This window comes from Streptomyces sp. NPDC006923 (assembly GCF_040635655.1).
Taxonomy (GTDB): Bacteria; Actinomycetota; Actinomycetes; order Streptomycetales; family Streptomycetaceae; genus Streptomyces.
Window position 1 is genome coordinate 326607 of the sequence record NZ_JBEYIF010000004.1, and the last position, 18726, is coordinate 345332.

Here is an 18726-nt window from a genome sequence, read left to right on the forward strand (position 1 = left end):
GTCCAGTCAGCGCTTGGCCACAAAGACGTGCGACGCGACCTCGGCGTTCAGCTCCGCCGCCTCGCCGCTGCTGCCGACCAGCACCCCGCCGGCCGACTCCGTGACGCTCACCACGGACCCGGGCTGCACGCCCGCGCGCCGCAGCGTGTACATGAGCTGGGCGTCGGTCTGGATCGGCTCGCCGATCCGCCGCACCACCACGGTCTTGCCCTCCGAGCCCGGGTCCAGCTCGGACAGGCTCACCAGCCCGGCGTCCAGGAACGGGTCGGCCTCCGCCTTCTCACCCAGCTCCTCCAGCCCCGGGATCGGGTTGCCGTACGGCGACTCCGTCGGATGGCGCAGCAGCTCCAGCACCCGCCGCTCCACCGCCTCGCTCATCACATGCTCCCAGCGGCACGCCTCGGCGTGCACCTGCTCCCACTCCAGGCCGATCACATCGACCAGGAGACACTCGGCGAGCCGGTGCTTGCGCATGACGCGGGTCGCCAGCCTGCGCCCTTCCTCTGTCAGATCCAGATGCCGGTCGCCCGCGACCTGCACCAGACCGTCGCGCTCCATCCGGGCGACGGTCTGGCTGACGGTCGGCCCGCTCTGGTCGAGCCGCTCCGCGATCCGGGCGCGCATCGGGACCACACCTTCCTCTTCCAGCTCAAGGATGGTGCGGAGGTACATCTCCGTCGTGTCGATCAGTCCGGACATACGTGCCCCTCGAATAATCGTGCGCTGGCCCTGCACCAATTCTGACGCATGACGCCGACAACCGTGCCGCGCCGGAGCCCGGGGGGATTCCCGCGGCGCCGCCGCAGCCGCCGGAGACCGCCGAGTAGTTGTATTGACAGAGCAATGGTCCAGACCTCAACGTGATCCGCGTCACCGGCATTCCCCCGCCCGTTCCCCACCCTGGAGGCTCCTCGATGAGCGAGAGCAAGCTGGCCGGACAGTTCTTCGACGCCGCGATCAGTCTGCTGGAGCGCGTGCGCGACGAGGAGTCCGCGAACGTCGCCGCCGCCGGTGCGGCGATCGCCGGCGCCGTCGCCGCGGGCGGCCGGCTCTTCGCGTTCGGCGCTGGGCACTCCTCGCTCGCCGCGCAGGACGTCGTCTACCGGGCCGGCGGTTTCGCCGTGATGAACCTGCTCGCCGTGCCCGGGGTGGTGGGCGTCGACGTCATGCCGGCCACGCTCGGCTCCGCACTGGAGCGGGTCGACGGCCTGGCGAGCGCGGTGCTCGCGTCCAGCCCGGCCGCCGCGGGAGACGTACTGGTGATCATCTCCCTCTCCGGGCGGAACGCGCTGCCCGTCGAGATGGCGATGAAGGCACGGGAGCTGGGGCTGACGGTCATCGGGGTGACCTCCGTGGCGTACGCGACGGAGACCAGCTCCCGGCACCTCACGGGGACCTACCTCAAGGACCACTGCGACATCGTGCTCGACAGCCGGATCGCGGTGGGCGACGCGGAGCTGACGGCCGACGGCATCGAGGCGCCGTTCGCCCCGGCCTCCACGGTCGTCACCAGCGCCCTGATGCAGGCGATGATGGCCGCCGCCGCCGGGGAACTCGTCGGGCGCGGCATCGAGCCTCCGCTGCTGCGGTCCGGCAATGTCGACGGCGGACCCGAGTGGAACCGCCGGGTGATGACCGAGTACGGCGACCGCATCTTCTATCGCCATTAATTTCGAAGAAATAATCGTATTAACTTAACCGGAACGCGACAACAATCGCGCCATCACGGCGGCCCCCACGGTCGCGGCAATCGAAGCCGCCGAGTCCACGGACGAGGCGGAAGTGACCCGAGCGACGGCCGGGGCCTGCGGGAACCCTCTCCGGTGACCCCGGCCCGGCACACGCCCCCCAACCGCTACTTTGCGTCACCAAAGGACCAGTTGGCGGAATTTTGATCTTTCATCAGAAGGTAATGTTCAGGCAAAGTAGTGGAAGCTGCGGTGCCGCACCATCGGAGCTGACGGCATGCCGCGCCCACAAAAGCGTCGTATGCCGCGCTGCACAGTGACCGGTCCGTCCCGAAAGGCATCACACACGGACGGCGGTACCGGAGAAAGACGGAAAGGGCGAGCAGTGAGATTCCGACCGAACCGCGAAGCCGGTACGAGACAGCGGACGTCCGCTGTCTGACCGGCCCGCCCGGAAGACCCCGCAGCAGCCGCCCGCCGGCCTCCCTCACCTGCCGCGACCCGGCAGGACGTGATGCCCGCACGGCACTCATGGACATCGCGCGATGTCCGCATCCCCCCTTTCCGCGGCTTTCACAGCTTCGTTCATCCCCCACTGACCCGACCACACCGCGCCCCGGCGAGCCCGGGAGTGCAGGAGGCAGGCCACCATGAAGTCACTCATCGACAACGCCCGTTCCTTCTCCGTCCAAGTGGCGGAGCGCCCCGAGGAGTTCCGCGAACTCGCGGCCGGCCAGACGCCGGAAGCCCTGTTCATCACCTGCTCGGACTCCCGAGTCATCCCGTCCCTCATCACCGGCGCCCGTCCCGGCGAGCTGTTCGAGCTGCGTACGGCGGGCAACATCGTCCCGCGCTACGACGCGGAACGGCCCAGCGGCGAGGCCGCCACCATCGAATACGCGCTGCGTGTGCTCAATGTCCGCGACCTCGTCGTGTGCGGGCACTCCCACTGCGGCGCCGTGGGCGCCCTGGTGCGCGGTGACGACCTGTCAGCCGTGCCCGCCGTGCGCGGCTGGCTCGATCTGGGTGTCTCCGCGCTGCCCTCGTCGCGCGGCCTGGCCCACGCGGTCCGGCACCACGCCGCGGCGCAGCTCGACACCCTCCGCGGCTATCCCGCCGTGCGGGAGCGCCTGGCCGACGGGCGGCTCTCCCTGCACGCCTGGTACTACGAAGTCGACACCGGCGCGATCAGCGCCCACCGGCCCGAGCTGGGCGGGGAGTTCAGACCGCTGTGACAGCGGTCTCGGCACCGAACACCCCCCACCCCTCGTCCGCTCGCGGACCGCACAGCTAGGAACTCCCTCCATGCTCTCCCTGTTGAAGGACAAACGTGTCCTGCGACGCGACCTGCTCGCGTCCCTCGTCGTCTTTCTCGTCGCCCTGCCGCTCTGTGTGGGGGTGGCGGTCGCCTCCGGAGTCCCGGCCGAACTGGGCCTGGTCACCGGTATCGTCGGCGGACTCGTCGTGGGCTTCCTGCCCGGCAGCTCGCTCCAGGTCAGCGGACCCGCCGCGGGTCTGACGGTGCTGGTGTACGAAGCCGTCGACGAGTTCGGCATCGGCGCGCTCGGCGCCATCGTGTTCGCGGCGGGACTGCTCCAACTCGTGCTCGGAGCACTCCGTTTCGGCCGCTGGTTCCGGGCGATCTCGGTCGCCGTGGTCCAGGGGATGCTGGCCGGCATCGGCCTCGTCCTCGTCCTGGGCCAGGTGTACGCCATGGCGGACACCGCGCAGCCCTCCGGCGGACTCGGCAAGCTCGCCGGGCTGCCGGGGCTGGCCGGCGAGATCATCTCGGACGGTACGGCGCTGACCGCGTTCGTCATCGGCGCCGGGACGGTGGCCGTGCTGGTGCTCTGGCCCAGGATGCCCGCCAGGCTCCGTGTGGTCCCGGGTCCGCTGGCCGCGGTGGCCCTGGCCACCGGCGCCACGCTGCTGCTGGACCTGCCCATCGCCAAGGTCGAGGTGCGCGGGCTGCTGGAATCCGTCAAGCCGCCCGGCCTGGAGGACTTCGGACAGCTCGCGGGCGTGGCCGCGGTCGGCAGTGTGCTCGCCTTCGCCCTGATCGCCTCGGCGGAGAGCCTGTTCAGCGCCGCCGCCGTCGACCGCATGCACGACGGACCGCGCACCGACTACAACAAGGAACTCGTCGCGCAGGGCGTCGGAAACACGGTCTGCGGGGCGCTCGGCGCCCTGCCGATGACCGCCGTCATCGTCCGCAGCGCCGCCAATGTCCAGGCCGGGGCCCGTACCAAGGCGTCCCGGATCCTGCACGGACTGTGGCTGCTGCTGTTCGCGGCGCTGCTGCCCGCGGCGATCGGGATCATCCCGCTCGCGGCGCTCGCCGGGGTCCTGGTGCACGCCGGCTGCAAGCTGGTTCCCGTCAAGGACCTCGTTCCGCTGTGGCGGGAGCACCGGGGCGAGGCGATGGTCCTCTGTGTCACGGCCCTGGCGGTCCTGGTCACGAATCTCTTCGAGGGAGTGGTCCTGGGGCTGCTGCTCGCGGTGGTCAAGACGGCCTGGGAGATGTCGCACTCCCATCTCGACGTACGGGAACTGACCGGCGGCCGGCTGGTGGTGTCCATCACCGGCAACGCGACATTCCTGCGGCTGCCCCGGCTCATGGAACAACTGGAGGACCTGCCGAAGGACCGTCCCATCGAGCTGGATCTGTCGGGCCTCCGCCATCTCGACCACGCGTGCCGTATCGCCCTGGAGAACTGGGCGCAGCGCCACAACGACGCGGAGACGGAACCGGTCAGGCTGCTGCCGCCGGTGGGGGCCGTACGTATCCCGGAGCCCCCGAAGGCGGGGCGGAACACGGCGGGAACGCCCTGACACTCCGGTGACCGGCCGGGCAGCGGCGGTGGGGCCCCGGCTCCGCCACCGCTGCCCGGCCGGTCCGGCACACCCGCGCGGATTCGGTCCGGACTCAGTCGGGCAGGGTCCGGAAGAGGTCCAGGGACGCGGCCATCCGGATCGTCACATCCTCCGCGTACACCGCGTCGGGCCGTTCGAACGCGGCCCTGCTGGCTCCTCGCAGAAAGGTCACCACGCCCAGCGAGCGGCCCCGGCAGCGCAGCACGGTGCAGAGCGCGTGCACGGAGTCCTGCGGCCACTGCCGGGCCGACGCCCAGGGCGGGGAGGGGGCGGAGCCGGGTGCGCTCGCGCGGACCGAGCCGGTACGGTCCATCGCCTGGAGCGCCGGATGCCCGGCCGAGTACCCCACCGGTATCCCGCCGCCGTGGATCTGCGCGCTCGGGCCCGATCCGCCGCCGGAGGGCGTGGCCACGGCCCGGATCAGCCGTACGGGTCCCTCCCTGCCCGATCCGAACGAACCCGCCGGGCCCTCCCCCGCCACCAGATCGATCAGCGCGTGGTCCGCGAAGCCCGCCAGCGCGAAGTCCAGATAGACCGTCGCCGCCTCCATCGGGTCCTCGCACTCCGCGGCGGTCCTGCCGGCCCGGTGGAGCTGCCTGGAGCGGAAGCGCAGCCGGTCCGCCTCCTGCGTCGCCAGCTTCGACTCCGTCACGTCCTGGAACATCCACCCGACGCCCAGCGGCACGGGCTCCTCCGCCAGCGGCGACGCCAGCCGCAGAAAACCGCTGCGCCAGCAGCGCCGCCTGTCCCCGTCCGGTGTGCGGACCGTCACCCACAGCTCGGCCGGCGATCTCGGAGCGCCTTCCGCGAGCACATGGTGGAGCGCGGCCTCCAGCTCCTCGACGCCCCCGGCGAGCAGCTCACCGAGCGGCCGCCCCAGCACCGAGGTGCGTCCGGAGCCGAAGGCCCGCGCCGCGTGCCCGTTGACCACGGTCGGCCGCAGGTCGACATCGACGAGGACGACGCCCCAGGACGCTTCCTCGAACAGCGCCTCGCTGAGCGCGATGGTCCGCTCCAGGTCGATCTGCGCGTGGACCTCGCTGAACGCGCTGTACACCCCGGCGGGCTTGCCGTCCGTGCCGCGCATCCCCGCGGACTGGGTCCGTACGAGCACCCTGCCGCCGTCCTTGCGGAGCAGCGCGAACTCGTCCACCTGCCGGCCCGGCGCGTCCATGGCGGCCATCAGCCGCGCCTGCACCTCTTCGGCGTCGGCGGTGCGGGCGGCCCAGCCCGCGAAGCCGTGCCGTCCTACGGCCTCCTCGGCCGTCCAGCCGAGGACGTGTTCCGCCTCGCGGTTCCAGTGGGTGATCACGCCGTCCGCGTCGAAGGCACAGAGCGCGGCGTCCATGCCGTCGAGCAGAGCCGCCAGCAGATCGGCCCCGGCGCCGTCGCGCTCGGCCCCGGAAACAGCCTCGGACTCGGGCCCTGGCTTGTCCGGCCCGGGAGCATTGGTGGTCTTGCTCCGAGAAGCACTCATCTGGCACCCCCTGCAGGACGTCTCCGCCTGTGCTCACGCACGTCCGGTCATTGAACGTGAACGTGACACGGCACACACAAGATTCCCCGAAATCGTTGCCTCGAACAATTCTCTGCCCGGCGCGCGTATGCCGCACCGGGGGCGGGCGGGTGCGCCGGGGAGCGACCGGGTACGACCCCGTTCCGGGCCCCCTCGGGACACCTTCTGGCCGGTCGGGGGCCGGGCGGGCGGGCCGGAGGGGGGCCGGGAGCCGGTCCGGGCGGGGTCCGGAAGAGCGTCGTTAATATCTTCCGAAATTCACTTGAGTGGTGCGGGAGCGGCGCCTAACGTGTGACGCACACCGAAAGGAGGTGATCCGGAAGATGTTTTCAGTCCGGACAAGTGAGGTGGCTGCGGGCTAACGGCTCGCTGTCGCACTCTTCGCAGTGCTCGGCCGGTCGAAGGCCGAAATCCAAGCAGTCACCCGACCCGCGGGCCGCCGGTATGTCCGGCCGGCTCCCTCTCCGGAGGGACCATGGCCCGCGGGTCGTCCGCGTGTCCCCGCAGGTCCCCCACGGCGCCCGGCCTCCTCGGGGCACCGGCCCTACGGGCTGAGCCGCTCCACCCGCCAGCCCTTCCCCTCGGGTCCCGCGCCGGGCCCGCCGTCCGGTCCGTCCGCGCGGACATAGCGCAGCCGGTCGTGCAGCCTGTTCTCGTTGCCCTGCCAGAACTCGACCGTCGCCGGAGCGACCCGGAAACCGCCCCAGCCCGGCGGCACCGGCACCTGTTCCGCGTCCGGATAGCGCGCCGCCAGCTCGTCGTAGCGGTGGAGCAGGTCCTCACGGGAGGCGATCGGCGCGGACTGGTCGCTGGCCCAGGCCCCGAGCTGGGAGCCATGGGGACGGGTACGGAAGTACGCGGCCGTCTCGTCGCGGCCGACGCGGACCGCCGTGCCCGTGACGACAACCTGCCGGGCCAGCGGGTGCCAGGGGAAGAGCAGCGAGACACACGGGTTGGACTCGATCTCGCGGCCCTTGCGCGAGCCGTAGTTCGTGAAGAAGACGAAGCCGTGCTCGTCGTACCGCTTCAGCAGGACCGTGCGGGAGGACGGGCGGCCGTCCGGCGTGGCCGTCGAGACGACCATCGCGTTCGGCTCGTACAGGCCCGAAACCGTGGTGTCCGCGAACCAGCGGGCGAACTGGCGCATGGGAGTGGTGGCGAGCTCCGACTCCAGCAGCGGAGTCGCACGGTACTGCTCGCGCATGGCGGCGGGGTCCGAGATCGTGTCAGGCACAGGCCCATCCTGCCGCAGGGCCGAGTTTGCCCGGCACCGAGTGCCGCTAATCCCGCCCGGACGAAGTCCGGCAGTGTGCCGGACATCACGCTTCCCCGCATCAGAGGAACCCGCCAAAATCTATGGCCTGACCACTGTGGCCTTCGCACACCGGCGGATATCGTTCCTTGCCCCCGGGCGGTTGGGTGACCACTCGCCGTTCGGGGCATCACCGGGGAGACCAGACCGGCACAACCCGTCGCTCACATCATGAGGAGCCGCCCGATGTCCGACTTCGACCCCTCCTTCGTGCCCGGCCTCGAAGGTGTCGTCGCATTCGAGACGGAGATCGCCGAACCCGACAAGGAAGGCGGTTCGCTCCGCTACCGGGGTGTCGACATCGAAGACCTGGTGGGCCAGGTCTCCTTCGGCAATGTGTGGGGGCTGCTGGTCGACGGCGCGTTCAATCCCGGTCTGCCGCCGGCCGAGCCGTTCCCGATCCCGGTCCACTCCGGCGACATCCGCGTCGACGTGCAGTCCGCGCTGGCGATGCTCGCTCCCGTGTGGGGCCTGAAGCCGCTCCTCGACATCGACGAGGCGACGGCCCGCGACGACCTCGCGCGCGCCGCCGTGACGGCCCTGTCGTACGTCGCCCAGTCGGCCCGCGGCCAGGGCCTGCCGATGGTCCCGCAGCGGGAGATCGACAAGGCGCGGACGGTCGTCGAGCGCTTTATGATCCGCTGGCGCGGCGAGCCCGACCCGAAGCATGTGAAGGCCGTCGACGCCTACTGGACGTCGGCCGCGGAGCACGGCATGAACGCGTCGACGTTCACGGCCCGGGTGATCGCCTCGACCGGCGCCGATGTGGCCGCCGCGCTCTCGGGCGCCGTCGGCGCCATGTCGGGGCCGCTGCACGGCGGCGCGCCCTCGCGGGTCCTCGGCATGATCGAGGAGATCGAGCGCACCGGCGACGCCGTCGCGTACGTCAAGCAGGCGCTGGACAGCAATGAGCGGCTGATGGGCTTCGGGCACCGCGTGTACCGGGCCGAGGACCCGCGGGCCAGGGTGCTGCGCCGCACGGCGCGCGAGCTGGGCGCGCCCCGGTACGAGGTGGCGGAGGCGCTGGAGAAGGCCGCGCTGGAGGAGCTGCACGCGCGCAGGCCGGACCGGGTGCTGGCGACCAATGTGGAGTTCTGGGCGGCCATCGTGCTGGACTTCGCGGAGATCCCGGCGCACATGTTCACCTCGATGTTCACCTGTGCCCGCACGGCCGGCTGGTCGGCGCACATCCTGGAGCAGAAGCGCACGGGCCGTCTGGTGCGTCCTTCGGCCCGCTATGTGGGGCCCGGGACGCGGGACCCGCGCGAGATCGACGGATACGGCGAGATCTCGCACTGATCCGCGCCCGTACTGGTCGCGTCTCGCACCGGTCCGCGCGGGTGCGCGGCACGGCGCCGTTGTCCGGCGGGTACGGATGCGGCGCCGTCGTACGGCCGGGAGCCGGCCCGGCGGCGCCGGGTCAGCCGCCCAGCACCTCCTCCAGGACGCTCGACCACTGCGCCACCACCCGCTCGCGCCGCTGTGTGTCGTCGGTCAGCAGGGTCGCGAGCCCGAGTCCGCGCGCCATGTCCAGCAGGCCCTGCACCGTCTCGCGCACGCCGGGGACGGACTCGTCCGCGCCCAGCAGAGCCACCGCGGTCCGGTGCGACTCGCGGCCGACCCGGGCCTCCAGCTCGGTGACCCGGGGCCGTAGCTGTTCCTCGTCGGAGGCGGCGACCCAGAGGTGCAGCGCGGCGCGGAACAGCGGCCCCGTGTAGAGGCCGACGATGCCCTCGACGGCCTCCCGGCGGTGCGCGGGCCCCGCCGGGACGAGGGCGCGCAGCGCGGAGGACCGTTCCTCCGCGACATGCTCGACGGCGGCGGTGAACAGGTCCTCGCGGGTCCGGAAGTGGTGCTGGGCCGCGCCGCGCGAGACACCGGCCCGCTCGGCCACGACGGAGACCGTGGAGCCCGCCCAGCCGTGTTCGGCGAGGCAGGCCACGGCGGCCTCCAGCAGCCGCCGGCGGGTGGCGCGGCTGCGGTCCTGCTTGGGCGCGGCTACCGCACCCATGAGGCGTCCCGCCGTTCCATGAACGCTGTGATGCCCTCGCGTGCCTCCGCCGTCACGAACAGCGACGCGGAGCGCTGGACGAGCTCCTCGGCGTGCCGGTCGAAGGCGTCCAGCACACCGGCCGTGAGCAGCTTCTTCGACTCGGCCAGCCCCTGCGGGGAGGCTCTGCGCAGTCCGTCGAGGACGGGCGCGATGGCGGCGTCCACATCGTCGGCCGCCTCGGTGATCAGCCCGGCGGCCGCCGCGCGGTCCGCGCCGAACCGTTCGCCGGTGAGGCAGTACCGGGCCGCCGCGCGCGGCTCCACGCGCGGCAGGAGCGGCATCGAGATCACGGCGGGCGCGACGCCGATCCGTACCTCCGTGAACGCGAAGTCCGAGGATCGGCCCGCGATCGCGATGTCACAGGCCCCGAGCAGCCCGAGGCCGCCGGCCCGGACATGGCCGCTGACGCGCGCGACGACCGGTTTGGGCAGTTCGACGATCTGCCGCATCAGGGCGACGAAGGTGTACGGGCTCGCCGGCTCCCTGAGGTCGGCGCCCGCGCTGAAAGTGGTGCCCGTGTGCGTGAGCAGCACCGCCCGTACGGAGGGGTCCTTGCCGCAGGTGGCGAGCGCGTCGCCGAGGGCGCCGACGAGCCGCGCCGACAGGGCGTTGCGGTTCGCCGGCGAGTCCAGGGTCAGGGTGGTGATGCCCCGCTCGTGTGCGGTCGCGACCAGCGTCACGTGTTCTCCCTCTCGCGGTCCCTCTGTTCACGGTCCCTCAGCTCACGTCTGAGGATCTTGCCGGACGCGGCGCGCGGCACACCTCCGACGAATTCGACCCGGCGGACCTTCTTGTACGGAGCGACGCGCTCGGCGACGAACGCCATGATGTCGCTCTCGCCGAGCGTTCCGGCACCGGGCCGTCGAACAATGTAAGCCTTCGGCACTTCGTCGCCGTCGTCGTCGTGGACGCCGATCACCGCCGCGTCCACGACGTCCTCGTGTGTGAGCAGCAGCGCCTCCAGCTCGGCGGGGGCGACCTGGAAGCCCTTGTACTTGATGAGTTCCTTGACGCGGTCCACGACGAAGAGCCATCCGTCGTCGTCGACCCGGCCCACATCGCCGGTGTGCACCCAGCCCTCGGGGTCGATCATGGCGGCGGTCGCGTCGGGCCGGCCGAGGTAGCCCTTCATCACCTGCGGGCCCCGGATGAGGATCTCGCCCTCCGCGCCGGGGGCCAGGTCCTGGTCCGGGTCGTCGAGGGAGACGATGCGCATCTCGGTGCCTGGCAGGAGTGTGCCGACGGCGCCCGGGGGCGGGTCGACGGCGGCCAGCGGCACGGCGTGGGTGCCGGGCGAGAGTTCCGTCATGCCGTACGCCTGCCGTACGGGCGGCAGGTTCAGCCGGGCCGAACAGGCCGCGCCCAGCCGGGCGTCGAGCGGCGCGGCGGCGCTGAGCACATAGCTGAGCGAGGACAGGTCGTGCTCCGCGACGGCCGGGTGCTTGGCCAGGGCCAGCACGATGGGCGGTGCCACATAGAGGCCGTTGACCCGGTATTTCTCGATGGCCCCGAGGAACTGGCCGAGGTCGAAGCGCGGCAGGACGACCACGGTCGCGCCCTGGCTCAGCGGCGCGTTCATCAGCGCGGTGAGGCCGTAGATGTGGAAGAACGGCAGGACTGCCAGGATCCGGTCGCCGGGACCCATCGGCACGACCGGCGCGAGCTGCGCCAGATTGGTGGCGATCGAGCGGTGCGTGAGCATGACGCCCTTGGGGGCGCCGGTGGTGCCTGAGGAGTACGGCAGAGCCGCGATGTCCTCGCCCGGGTCGATGGTGATGTCCGGGTCGGGAGCGGTGGAGCCGGCCATGTCGAGGATCGAGCGGTGTCCTTCCGCCCGGTCGCAGACGAAGATCTCCTCGATACCGCCGACCAGTTCGGCGGAGCGGCGGGCCACGTCGAGCAGCGCCGACACGGTGACGATCCAGCGGGCCCGGGAGTCACGGAGCTGGGTCGCGAGTTCGTCCGCCGTGCAGAGCGGATGGACGGTGGTGACCGAGGCCCCGGCGCGGGTGGCCGCGTAGAAGACAACGGGATACGCCACGGTGTTGGGGCTGTGCAGGGCCAGCACATCGCCCTTGCGGACGCCCGCCCCGGCGAGGGCGGCGGCGACGCGGCGGTGGGAGGTGTCGAGCTGGGCGTAGGTGACGCCGGTGCCGTTGGTGCCGTCGACGAGGGCGAGCGCGTCGCCGCGATCGGCGGCGTGGCCGAGCACGGCCTCGTGGATGGGCAGGTCGACGGCCGGGACATCCGCGTACTCACTGTGGAACACCATGACGATCCCTTCGACGCGATGCGGACGGTCAGAATCGCCTGTCTCAGTACGACTTGGGGAGACCCAGGGACCGGTGGGACACGTAGTTCAGGATCATTTCGCGGCTGACGGGCGCGATCCTGGCCACTCGGGCGGCGGTGACGAGGGACGCCAGGCCGTACTCGCGGGTGAGGCCGTTGCCGCCCAGGGTGTGCACGGCCTGGTCGACGGCCCGTACACATGCCTCGGCCGCCGCGTACTTCGCCATGTTGGCGGCCTCACCGGCGCCGGTGTCGTCACCCGCGTCGTGGAGATGCGCGGCCTTGCGTGTCATCAGCCCGGCGAGTTCCAGCTCGATATGGGCCTGGGCGAGCGGATGCGCGATGGCCTGGTGGGCGCCGATGGGCTGCTGCCACACCTGCCGGGTCCTGGCGTACTCGACGGCCCTGCCGAGCGCGTACCGGCCCATGCCGAGGGCGAAGGCGGCCGTCATCACGCGTTCGGGGTTGAGTCCCGCGAAGAGCTGGCGCAGTCCGGCGTCCTCGTCGCCGACGAGCGCCTCCCGCGGCAGCCGTACGTCGTCGAGGACCAGCTCGAACTGCTTCTCCACGGCGTGCAGTTCCATGTCGATCCGCGAGCGCCGGAAGCCCTCGGTGTCGCGCGGGACGATGAAGAGACAGGGTTTGAGCCGGCCGGTCCCGCTGTCCTCGGTACGGCCGACGACAAGCGTGGCGTCGGCGATGTCGACGCCGGAGACAAAGATTTTGCGGCCGTTGAGTGTCCAGCCGTCGCCGTCGCGCCGGGCGGTGGTGGTGATCCGGTGCGCGTTGGAGCCGGCGTCCGGTTCGGTGATGCCGAAGGCCATGCTGAGTGAGCCGTCGGAGAGGCCGGGCAGCCAGCGCCGCTTCTGGGCCTCCGTACCGAAGCGCGCGATCACGGTGCCGCAGATGGCGGGCGACACAACGAGCAGCAGCAGCGGGCAGCCCTGGGCCCCCAACTCCTCCAGCACGATGGAGAGTTCGGCGATGCCGCCGCCTCCGCCGCCATACGCCTCGGGAAGATTCACCCCCAGGTAGCCGAGCTTCCCGGCCTCGCGCCAGAGGGTCTCCCGGTCGTAACCGCGGCCATGCCGCCGGCCGAGGGCGGCGACGGCGGCACGCAGTGCCCTGTGCTCTTCGGTGTCGATGAGGGTGCTGCTGCTCATGGCTGCGGTTCCTCCTGGGCATCGGTGGCGGTGCCGGTGACGACGGCGAGCAGGGTGCCGAATTCGACCTGACGGCCGGGGACGGCGTGGAGTGCGGTGAGCGTGCCGGAGGCGGGCGCGGTGACGCGGTGCTCCATCTTCATGGCCTCCAGCCAGAAGAGCGGCTGCCCGGCCGTGACCGCGACGCCCTCGGCCAGCCCGTCGGCGATCCGTACGACCGTGCCCGGCATCGGCGCGAGCAGCGAGCCCGGCTCGGTCCTGCGGCGCGGGTCGGTGAAACGGGGCCGGGCGACGAGCCGGTACGAGCCGGTGGCGCTGTCCACATGGACCTCGTCGCCCTGGACGGTGACCTCGAAGTGCCGTACGACACCGTCGATTTCGAGGACGGTCCGGGCGGGGGCGGCGCCGGTCCTGGCATCGGCGGCGACCACCCGTACGCCGTCGGCCTCGACAGCGAATCCGTCCCGGGTGTGCCGGTAGCGGACCTCGTGGTCGCCATAGGTCTTGCTGTGTGCTCCCGACCCCACATTGCGCCAGCCGCCGAGCCGCGCCGGGACGCTCCCGCGCCGTCGCCGGGCGGCGGCGTCGGCGAGTGCCGCGGCGATGGCGGCGTACCGCTCACCGGGCGCGGGCGCCGTGAGCGCGCCGAGGTGCCGTTCGTAGAACCCGGTGTCGGCCCGGCCGCTCAGGAAGTCGGGATGGGCGAGCGACCGTACGAGCAGCTCGCGGTTGGTGACCGGGCCGTGCACCCGGGCCCGCAGCAGCGCGTGGCGGAGCCGGCGAACGGCTTCGGCGCGGGTCGGAGCCCAGGCGATGACCTTGGCCAGCATGGGGTCGTAGTGCACACCGATGGTGTCGCCGCCGGTGTAGCCGGTGTCGACGCGCAGACGCGGCCCGGCGCGGTGGCCCCGGCCGGTGTCCGGGACGTCCAGGGTGTGCAGCGTGCCGGTCTGGGGTGCCCAGTCCCGCGCCGGGTCCTCCGCGTAGAGACGGGCCTCCACCGCGTGGCCGTGCGCGGCGGGCGGCCGGGCCGGAAGCGCGGCGCCCTCCGCGACGGACAGTTGCAGGGCCACCAGGTCCAGCCCGAACACCTCCTCCGTCACGGGGTGTTCGACCTGGAGGCGGGTGTTCATCTCCAGGAAGTACGGACGGCCGTCGGCGGCGATCAGGAATTCGACGGTGCCCGCGCCCCGGTACTCGACCGCGCGGGCGGCGGCCACCGCCGCGTCACGCAGCGCGGCCCGCGACTCGTCCGGCAGGCCCGGGGCCGGTGACTCCTCGATCACCTTCTGGTGGCGCCGCTGGAGCGAGCAGTCGCGCGTGCCCAGCGCCCAGACCGTGCCGTACGCGTCCGCGAGGATCTGCACCTCCACATGACGGCCGTGCTCCACATACGGCTCCGCGAAGACCTCACCGTCACCGAACGCGGACCGCGCCTCCGCCGTGGCCGCCGCCATCCCGGCTTCCAGCAGGCGGAGTTCACGTACCACCCGCATGCCCCGGCCACCGCCGCCCGCCGCCGCCTTCAGCAGCAGCGGCAGATCCGCCTCACCGGCGGTCGCCGGGTCCACCGGCGCCAGCAGCGGCACACCGGCCGCGGCCATCAGCTTCTTGGCGCGGGTCTTCGACGCCATGGCCTCGATCGCCTCCGGCGGCGGCCCGATCCACAGCAGGCCCGCGTCCAAGACCGCCCGCGCGAACTCCGCGTTCTCCGACAGGAAGCCGTATCCGGGGTGCACGGCGTCCGCGCCCGCCGCGAGCGCCGCCCGCACGATCAGATCGCCGCGCAGATAGGTGTCGGCGGGCGCGGCCCCCGGCAGCCGTACGGCGGAGTCCGCCTCGCGTGCGTGCAGCGCGCCCGCGTCGGCGTCGGAGTACACCGCGACCGTGGCGACGCCGAGTTCCCGGCAGGTACGGAACACCCGGCAGGCGATTTCGCCCCGGTTGGCGACAAGCAGCGACTCGATCGTCCGTGGCATCGGGTGACCTCACATCCGGAAGACGCCGAAGCCGCCCCGCACGCCCTCGACCGGGGCGGTGTGGATGGCGGACAGGCACAGGCCGAGGACAGTGCGGGTGTCGCGCGGGTCGATGACACCGTCGTCGTACAGCCGCCCCGACAGGAACACCGGCAGGGACTCCGACTCGATCTGCCGCTCCACCGTCGCGCGCAGCGCCGCGTCGTCCTCGGCCGCCCTCTCGTCGTACGGCCGTCCCTTCGCCGCCGCCGAGGCCCGCGCCACGATCGACAGGACGCCCGCGAGCTGCTGCGCTCCCATGACCGCCGACTTGGCGCTCGGCCAGGCGAAGAGGAAGCGCGGGTCGTAGGCGCGCCCGCACATGCCGTAGTGACCGGCGCCGTACGACGCGCCCATCAGTACCGACAGATGGGGGACCCGGGAATTCGACACCGCGTTGATCATCATCGCGCCGTGCTTGATGATGCCGCCCTGTTCGTACTCCTTGCCGACCATGTAGCCGGTGGTGTTGTGCAGGAAGAGCAGCGGGATGTCACGCTGGTTGGCGAGCTGGATGAACTGCGCGGCCTTCTGCGACTCGGCCGAGAACAGCACGCCCCGCGCGTTGGCCAGCACGCCGACCGGATATCCGTGCAGCTCGGCCCAGCCGGTGACCAGACTCGGTCCGTACAGCGGTTTGAACTCGTCGAAGTCCGAGCCGTCCACGATCCTGGCGATGACCTCGCGCGGGTCGAAGGGGATCCTGAGATCGCCGGGGACGATCCCGAGCAGCTCGTCCTCGTCGTACTTCGGCGGCTCCGCCGGGCCCGGATCGGGGTGCGCCTTGCGCCAGTTGAGGCGGGCGACGATCCGGCGCGCCCGGTGGAGCGCGTCCTGCTCGTCCAGCGCGAAGTGGTCGGCGAGACCCGACGTACGGGCGTGCATCCCGGCGCCGCCGAGGGACTCGTCGTCGCTCTCCTCACCCGTGGCCATCTTCACCAGCGGGGGTCCGCCGAGAAAGACCTTCGACCGCTCCTCGATCATGACGGTGTGGTCGGACATGCCCGGCACATACGCCCCGCCCGCCGTGGAGTTGCCGAAGACGACCGCGACGGTGGGGATCCCGGCGGCGGAGAGACGGGTGAGGTCCCGGAAGAGCGCGCCGCCGGGGATGAATATGTCCTTCTGAGACGGGAGATCGGCGCCACCGGACTCGACGAGGCTGATGACCGGCAGCCGGTTGGCGCGCGCGATCTCATGGGCGCGCAGGGCCTTCTTCAGCGTCCAGGGGTTGGACGCGCCGCCGCGCACGGTCGGATCGTTGGCGGTGATCAGGCACTCCACGCCCTCGACGACACCGATGCCGGTGACGATCGACGCGCCGACGGGGTAGTCACTGCCCCAGGCGGCGAGCGGTGACAGTTCGAGAAACGGCGTGTCGAGGTCGAGCAGCAGCTCGACGCGCTCCCGGACGAGGAGTTTGCCGCGCGCGCGATGGCGGGCGGCATATTTCTCACCGCCGCCGGCGAGGGCCTTGGCATGCTCCGTGTCGAGTGCCGCGAGCTTGGCGAGCATGGCCTCGCGATGGCCGGTGTACTCGGCGGAGGCGACATCGAGGGCCGAGGTCAGCACGGTCACAACGGGACCTCCGGGAAGGCGGCGCCGGCTCCCGGGGGCGGGCCCGACGAGTTTGAGGGCAACGGGGTTGAAGGCAAGGGGCCTTCAGGCGACGGGCGTGCAGGCGACGGGCGTGTGGGCAACGGACCCTGGGACGACGGGGCTGCGGGCGACCGGGCTTCGGCCGACCGGGCTTCGGCCGACCGGGCCACGGCGTCCTTGGCCTGTCGCCGGGCGTCCCGCAACAGCGTTCTCGGCAGCGGCACATGGCGGGCGCGCAGCCACTCGCCGAGCGCCTTGGCCTGGGGGTCGAACCGGGCCCGGGCCGCGACACCCTCGCCGAGCAGCCCCTCGACGGTGAAGTTGACCGCGCGGAGGTTCGGCAGGAGATGCCGGACGACGGTCAGATCCCGGCTCTCGGGAATCAACTGCTGGAATCTGGCGGCCGTCAGCTCATGGGCCAGCCATCGCCAGGCGTCCTCGCTCCTGACCCACACGCCGACGTTCGCGTCCCCGCCCTTGTCGCCGCTGCGGGCGCCCGCGATCAGCCCCAGCGGGGCGGTCCTGGTCGAGGACCCGAGGGGCAGCGGCTCCGGCAGCGCGGGCACCGGGACGGGTTCGAGCTCCCGTGTGCGCGCCGGGGAAGCCACCGCCACCCGCCGCCCGTCCGGCAGCACCGCCGTGTGGGCCACCTCCGCCGCGTCGGTGAACACCGCCTCGAAGACCCCGTACGGCGCGCCCTTCCCGGGCGGAGCCGTCACATGAAAGCCCGGATAGCTGCTGAGCGCCAGCTCGACCGCCGCGCCGCCGACCGCCCGTCCCACCACCTCCGGATCGCTGTCGCGCACCACGAGCCGCAGCAGCGCGGAGGCGGTCTCCTCGGTGTCGGCGTCCCGCCGGTCCGTACGCGCCAGCTCCCAGCGGACCTCGGCCGGGCGCCGCCCGCTCAGCGCGTCCTCCACCTGGTCGCGCACCAGCCGGGCCTTGGCGTCGATGTCGAGACCGGTGAGGACGAAGACGACCTCGTTGCGCCAGCCGCCGATCCTGGTCAGCCCGACCTTGAGCGAGGCGGGCGGCGCCTCGCCGCGTACGCCCGAGATCCTGACCCGGTCGGGCCCCTCCTGCGCCAGCCGTACGGTGTCGAGGCGGGCGGTCACGTCCGGACCGGCGTACCGGGCGCCCGCCGTCTCGTACAGGAGCTGCGCGGTGACGGTGCCGACATCGACGACCCCGCCCGTACCGTCGTGTTTGGTGATGACGGCCGAGCCGTCCGCGTGGATCTCGGCGAGCGGGAACCCCGGCCGCCGTAAGTCACGCGTGCGGAGGTGCTCGCCGAAGAAGGAGTAGTTCCCGCCGGTCGCCTGGGTGCCGCACTCCAGCACATGCCCGGCGACGACGGCGCCCGCGAGCGCGTCGAGATCGTCCGGGCCCCAGCCGAAGTGGGCGGCGGCCGGACCCGTCACCAGCGCGGCGTCGGTGACGCGTCCGGTCACGACGACATCGGCGCCGGCCCGCAGGCACGCGGCGATCCCGGCGCCGCCGAGATAGGCGTTGGCCGTGAGAACACCGTCCCGCCGGCCGCCGCGCGCCAGCAGGTCGTCGCCCTCGACATGAGCGACCCGGACCGGTACCCCCACCCGCTCGGCCAGCGCGCGCACGGCGGCGGCGAGCCCGGCCGGATTCAGCCCGCCGGCGTTGGCGACGATCCTGACCCCGCGCTCGTGTGCGAGCCCGAGCCCCTCCTCCAACTGGCGCAGGAATGTCGTGGCGTAGCCGGCGCCCGGGTCCTTCAGGCGGTCCCGGCCCAGGATGAGCATGGTCAGTTCGGCGAGATAGTCCCCGGTCAGGACGTCCAGCGGGCCGCCGGTGAGCATGGACCGGAGCGCGTCGAACCGGTCGCCGTAGAAACCGGAGGCATTACCGATCCGCAGCACACCGGCCCGTTCGGCGGCCATCAGGCGCTCCCGGCCGGGCGGTCCGCGCCCGCCGGTCCGGCCAAAGCCTGCGCGATGTCCAGCCAGTGGTCCGCGTCGGCGCCCTCGGCCCGTACGGCGAGCAGCGCGGCGGCGTCGGACCGGACGCGACGGGCGATCCGATGGGCGATGGACCAGCCGGGGGCCGGAGTGGCGCGGGCCCGGTGAGCCGCCGGGAGCGGGCCCGCCGACCGGCCGGGTTCCTCGCTCTCGCCCCGCAGATCGCCGAGTACTGCGGCAGGGTCGGACACGGTGCGCTCCCCTCGGGACACGGCGGGTG

At 72.2% G+C, this 18726-nt stretch carries 15 protein-coding genes; 4 read left to right on the plus strand and 11 right to left on the minus strand.

Going from position 1 to position 18726, the window contains the following annotated elements; genetic code table 11:
• Positions 1-6 precede the first annotated feature (6 nt).
• A complete protein-coding gene (locus ABZ707_RS09870) occupies positions 7-699 on the minus strand; it encodes a metal-dependent transcriptional regulator (protein WP_360170644.1) in 693 nt (230 codons plus the stop codon).
• A gap of 215 nt (positions 700-914) precedes the next feature.
• On the opposite strand from ABZ707_RS09870, the gene ABZ707_RS09875 reads away from it, so the two are divergent.
• From ABZ707_RS09875 to ABZ707_RS09885, 3 genes are all read left to right on the plus strand, one after another.
• Complete coding sequence (locus tag ABZ707_RS09875; protein WP_360170647.1) at positions 915-1670, plus strand: SIS domain-containing protein; 756 nt, start codon at positions 915-917, stop codon at positions 1668-1670.
• Positions 1671-2338: 668 nt separating this feature from the next.
• Positions 2339-2923: a carbonic anhydrase gene (locus ABZ707_RS09880; protein ID WP_360170650.1), complete on the plus strand. Its 585-nt coding sequence runs from the start codon at positions 2339-2341 to the stop codon at positions 2921-2923.
• A gap of 70 nt (positions 2924-2993) precedes the next feature.
• Positions 2994-4520 carry a SulP family inorganic anion transporter gene (locus ABZ707_RS09885; RefSeq protein WP_360170653.1) on the plus strand — a complete coding sequence of 509 codons (1527 nt, stop codon included), beginning with the start codon at positions 2994-2996 and terminating at the stop codon, positions 4518-4520.
• Positions 4521-4614: 94 nt separating this feature from the next.
• Here the strand turns inward: ABZ707_RS09885 and ABZ707_RS09890 are convergent, their stop codons facing one another.
• Both ABZ707_RS09890 and pdxH read right to left on the minus strand, forming a co-directional pair.
• Positions 4615-6039, minus strand: a complete 1425-nt coding sequence (locus tag ABZ707_RS09890) for a PAS domain-containing protein (protein ID WP_360170656.1) — start codon at positions 6037-6039, stop codon at positions 4615-4617.
• 583 nt (positions 6040-6622) lie between these two features.
• A complete protein-coding gene (pdxH, locus tag ABZ707_RS09895; RefSeq protein WP_360171333.1) occupies positions 6623-7282 on the minus strand; it encodes a pyridoxamine 5'-phosphate oxidase in 660 nt (219 codons plus the stop codon).
• Between the two features lie 294 nt (positions 7283-7576).
• Between pdxH and ABZ707_RS09900 the strand changes: the two genes are divergently transcribed.
• Positions 7577-8689, plus strand: coding sequence for a citrate synthase 2 (locus tag ABZ707_RS09900; protein WP_360170659.1), 1113 nt, complete (start codon positions 7577-7579; stop codon positions 8687-8689).
• 121 nt (positions 8690-8810) lie between these two features.
• Here ABZ707_RS09900 and ABZ707_RS09905 read toward each other — a convergent pair whose 3' ends face one another.
• Genes ABZ707_RS09905 through ABZ707_RS09940 form a run of 8 tightly spaced genes read right to left on the minus strand, consistent with a single transcriptional unit; the run spans position 8811 to position 18697 of the window.
• Positions 8811-9401 carry a TetR/AcrR family transcriptional regulator gene (locus ABZ707_RS09905; RefSeq protein ID WP_360170662.1) on the minus strand — a complete coding sequence of 197 codons (591 nt, stop codon included), beginning with the start codon at positions 9399-9401 and terminating at the stop codon, positions 8811-8813.
• Complete coding sequence (locus ABZ707_RS09910) at positions 9389-10123, minus strand: enoyl-CoA hydratase family protein (protein ID WP_360170665.1); 735 nt, start codon at positions 10121-10123, stop codon at positions 9389-9391. Before ABZ707_RS09910 ends, ABZ707_RS09905 begins: the two co-directional genes overlap by 13 nt.
• Entirely contained in the window at positions 10120-11715 is a 1596-nt protein-coding gene (locus tag ABZ707_RS09915) for a 4-coumarate--CoA ligase family protein (RefSeq protein ID WP_360170668.1), read from the minus strand. Before ABZ707_RS09915 ends, ABZ707_RS09910 begins: the two co-directional genes overlap by 4 nt.
• A gap of 43 nt (positions 11716-11758) precedes the next feature.
• Positions 11759-12898: an acyl-CoA dehydrogenase family protein gene (locus ABZ707_RS09920; protein ID WP_360170671.1), complete on the minus strand. Its 1140-nt coding sequence runs from the start codon at positions 12896-12898 to the stop codon at positions 11759-11761.
• Positions 12895-14877 carry a biotin carboxylase N-terminal domain-containing protein gene (locus ABZ707_RS09925; RefSeq protein WP_360170674.1) on the minus strand — a complete coding sequence of 661 codons (1983 nt, stop codon included), beginning with the start codon at positions 14875-14877 and terminating at the stop codon, positions 12895-12897. The genes ABZ707_RS09920 and ABZ707_RS09925 overlap by 4 nt, the downstream gene beginning before the upstream one ends.
• A 9-nt stretch (positions 14878-14886) precedes the next feature.
• Positions 14887-16494 (minus strand): carboxyl transferase domain-containing protein, encoded by a 1608-nt coding sequence (locus tag ABZ707_RS09930; RefSeq protein ID WP_360170677.1) that lies wholly within the window; start codon positions 16492-16494, stop codon positions 14887-14889.
• Positions 16491-18428, minus strand: a complete 1938-nt coding sequence (locus ABZ707_RS09935) for an acyclic terpene utilization AtuA family protein (protein ID WP_360170680.1) — start codon at positions 18426-18428, stop codon at positions 16491-16493. The genes ABZ707_RS09930 and ABZ707_RS09935 overlap by 4 nt, the downstream gene beginning before the upstream one ends.
• Positions 18428-18697, minus strand: coding sequence for a hypothetical protein (locus ABZ707_RS09940; protein ID WP_360170683.1), 270 nt, complete (start codon positions 18695-18697; stop codon positions 18428-18430). Before ABZ707_RS09940 ends, ABZ707_RS09935 begins: the two co-directional genes overlap by 1 nt.
• Positions 18698-18726 lie beyond the last annotated feature (29 nt).

Excerpts from the sequence above, each read along its gene's own strand:
- ABZ707_RS09870 (WP_360170644.1), bottom strand. The coding sequence starts at position 699 with ATGTCCGGACTGATCGACACGACGGAGATGTACCTCCGCACCATCCTT.
- ABZ707_RS09875 (WP_360170647.1), top strand. The coding sequence starts at position 915 with ATGAGCGAGAGCAAGCTGGCCGGACAGTTCTTCGACGCCGCGATCAGT.
- ABZ707_RS09880 (WP_360170650.1), top strand. The coding sequence starts at position 2,339 with ATGAAGTCACTCATCGACAACGCCCGTTCCTTCTCCGTCCAAGTGGCG.
- ABZ707_RS09885 (WP_360170653.1), top strand. The coding sequence starts at position 2,994 with ATGCTCTCCCTGTTGAAGGACAAACGTGTCCTGCGACGCGACCTGCTC.
- ABZ707_RS09890 (WP_360170656.1), bottom strand. The coding sequence starts at position 6,039 with ATGAGTGCTTCTCGGAGCAAGACCACCAATGCTCCCGGGCCGGACAAG.
- pdxH (WP_360171333.1), bottom strand. The coding sequence starts at position 7,282 with ATGCGCGAGCAGTACCGTGCGACTCCGCTGCTGGAGTCGGAGCTCGCC.
- ABZ707_RS09900 (WP_360170659.1), top strand. The coding sequence starts at position 7,577 with ATGTCCGACTTCGACCCCTCCTTCGTGCCCGGCCTCGAAGGTGTCGTC.
- ABZ707_RS09905 (WP_360170662.1), bottom strand. The coding sequence starts at position 9,401 with ATGGGTGCGGTAGCCGCGCCCAAGCAGGACCGCAGCCGCGCCACCCGC.
- ABZ707_RS09915 (WP_360170668.1), bottom strand. The coding sequence starts at position 11,715 with ATGGTGTTCCACAGTGAGTACGCGGATGTCCCGGCCGTCGACCTGCCC.
- ABZ707_RS09920 (WP_360170671.1), bottom strand. The coding sequence starts at position 12,898 with ATGAGCAGCAGCACCCTCATCGACACCGAAGAGCACAGGGCACTGCGT.
- ABZ707_RS09925 (WP_360170674.1), bottom strand. The coding sequence starts at position 14,877 with ATGCCACGGACGATCGAGTCGCTGCTTGTCGCCAACCGGGGCGAAATC.
- ABZ707_RS09935 (WP_360170680.1), bottom strand. The coding sequence starts at position 18,428 with ATGGCCGCCGAACGGGCCGGTGTGCTGCGGATCGGTAATGCCTCCGGT.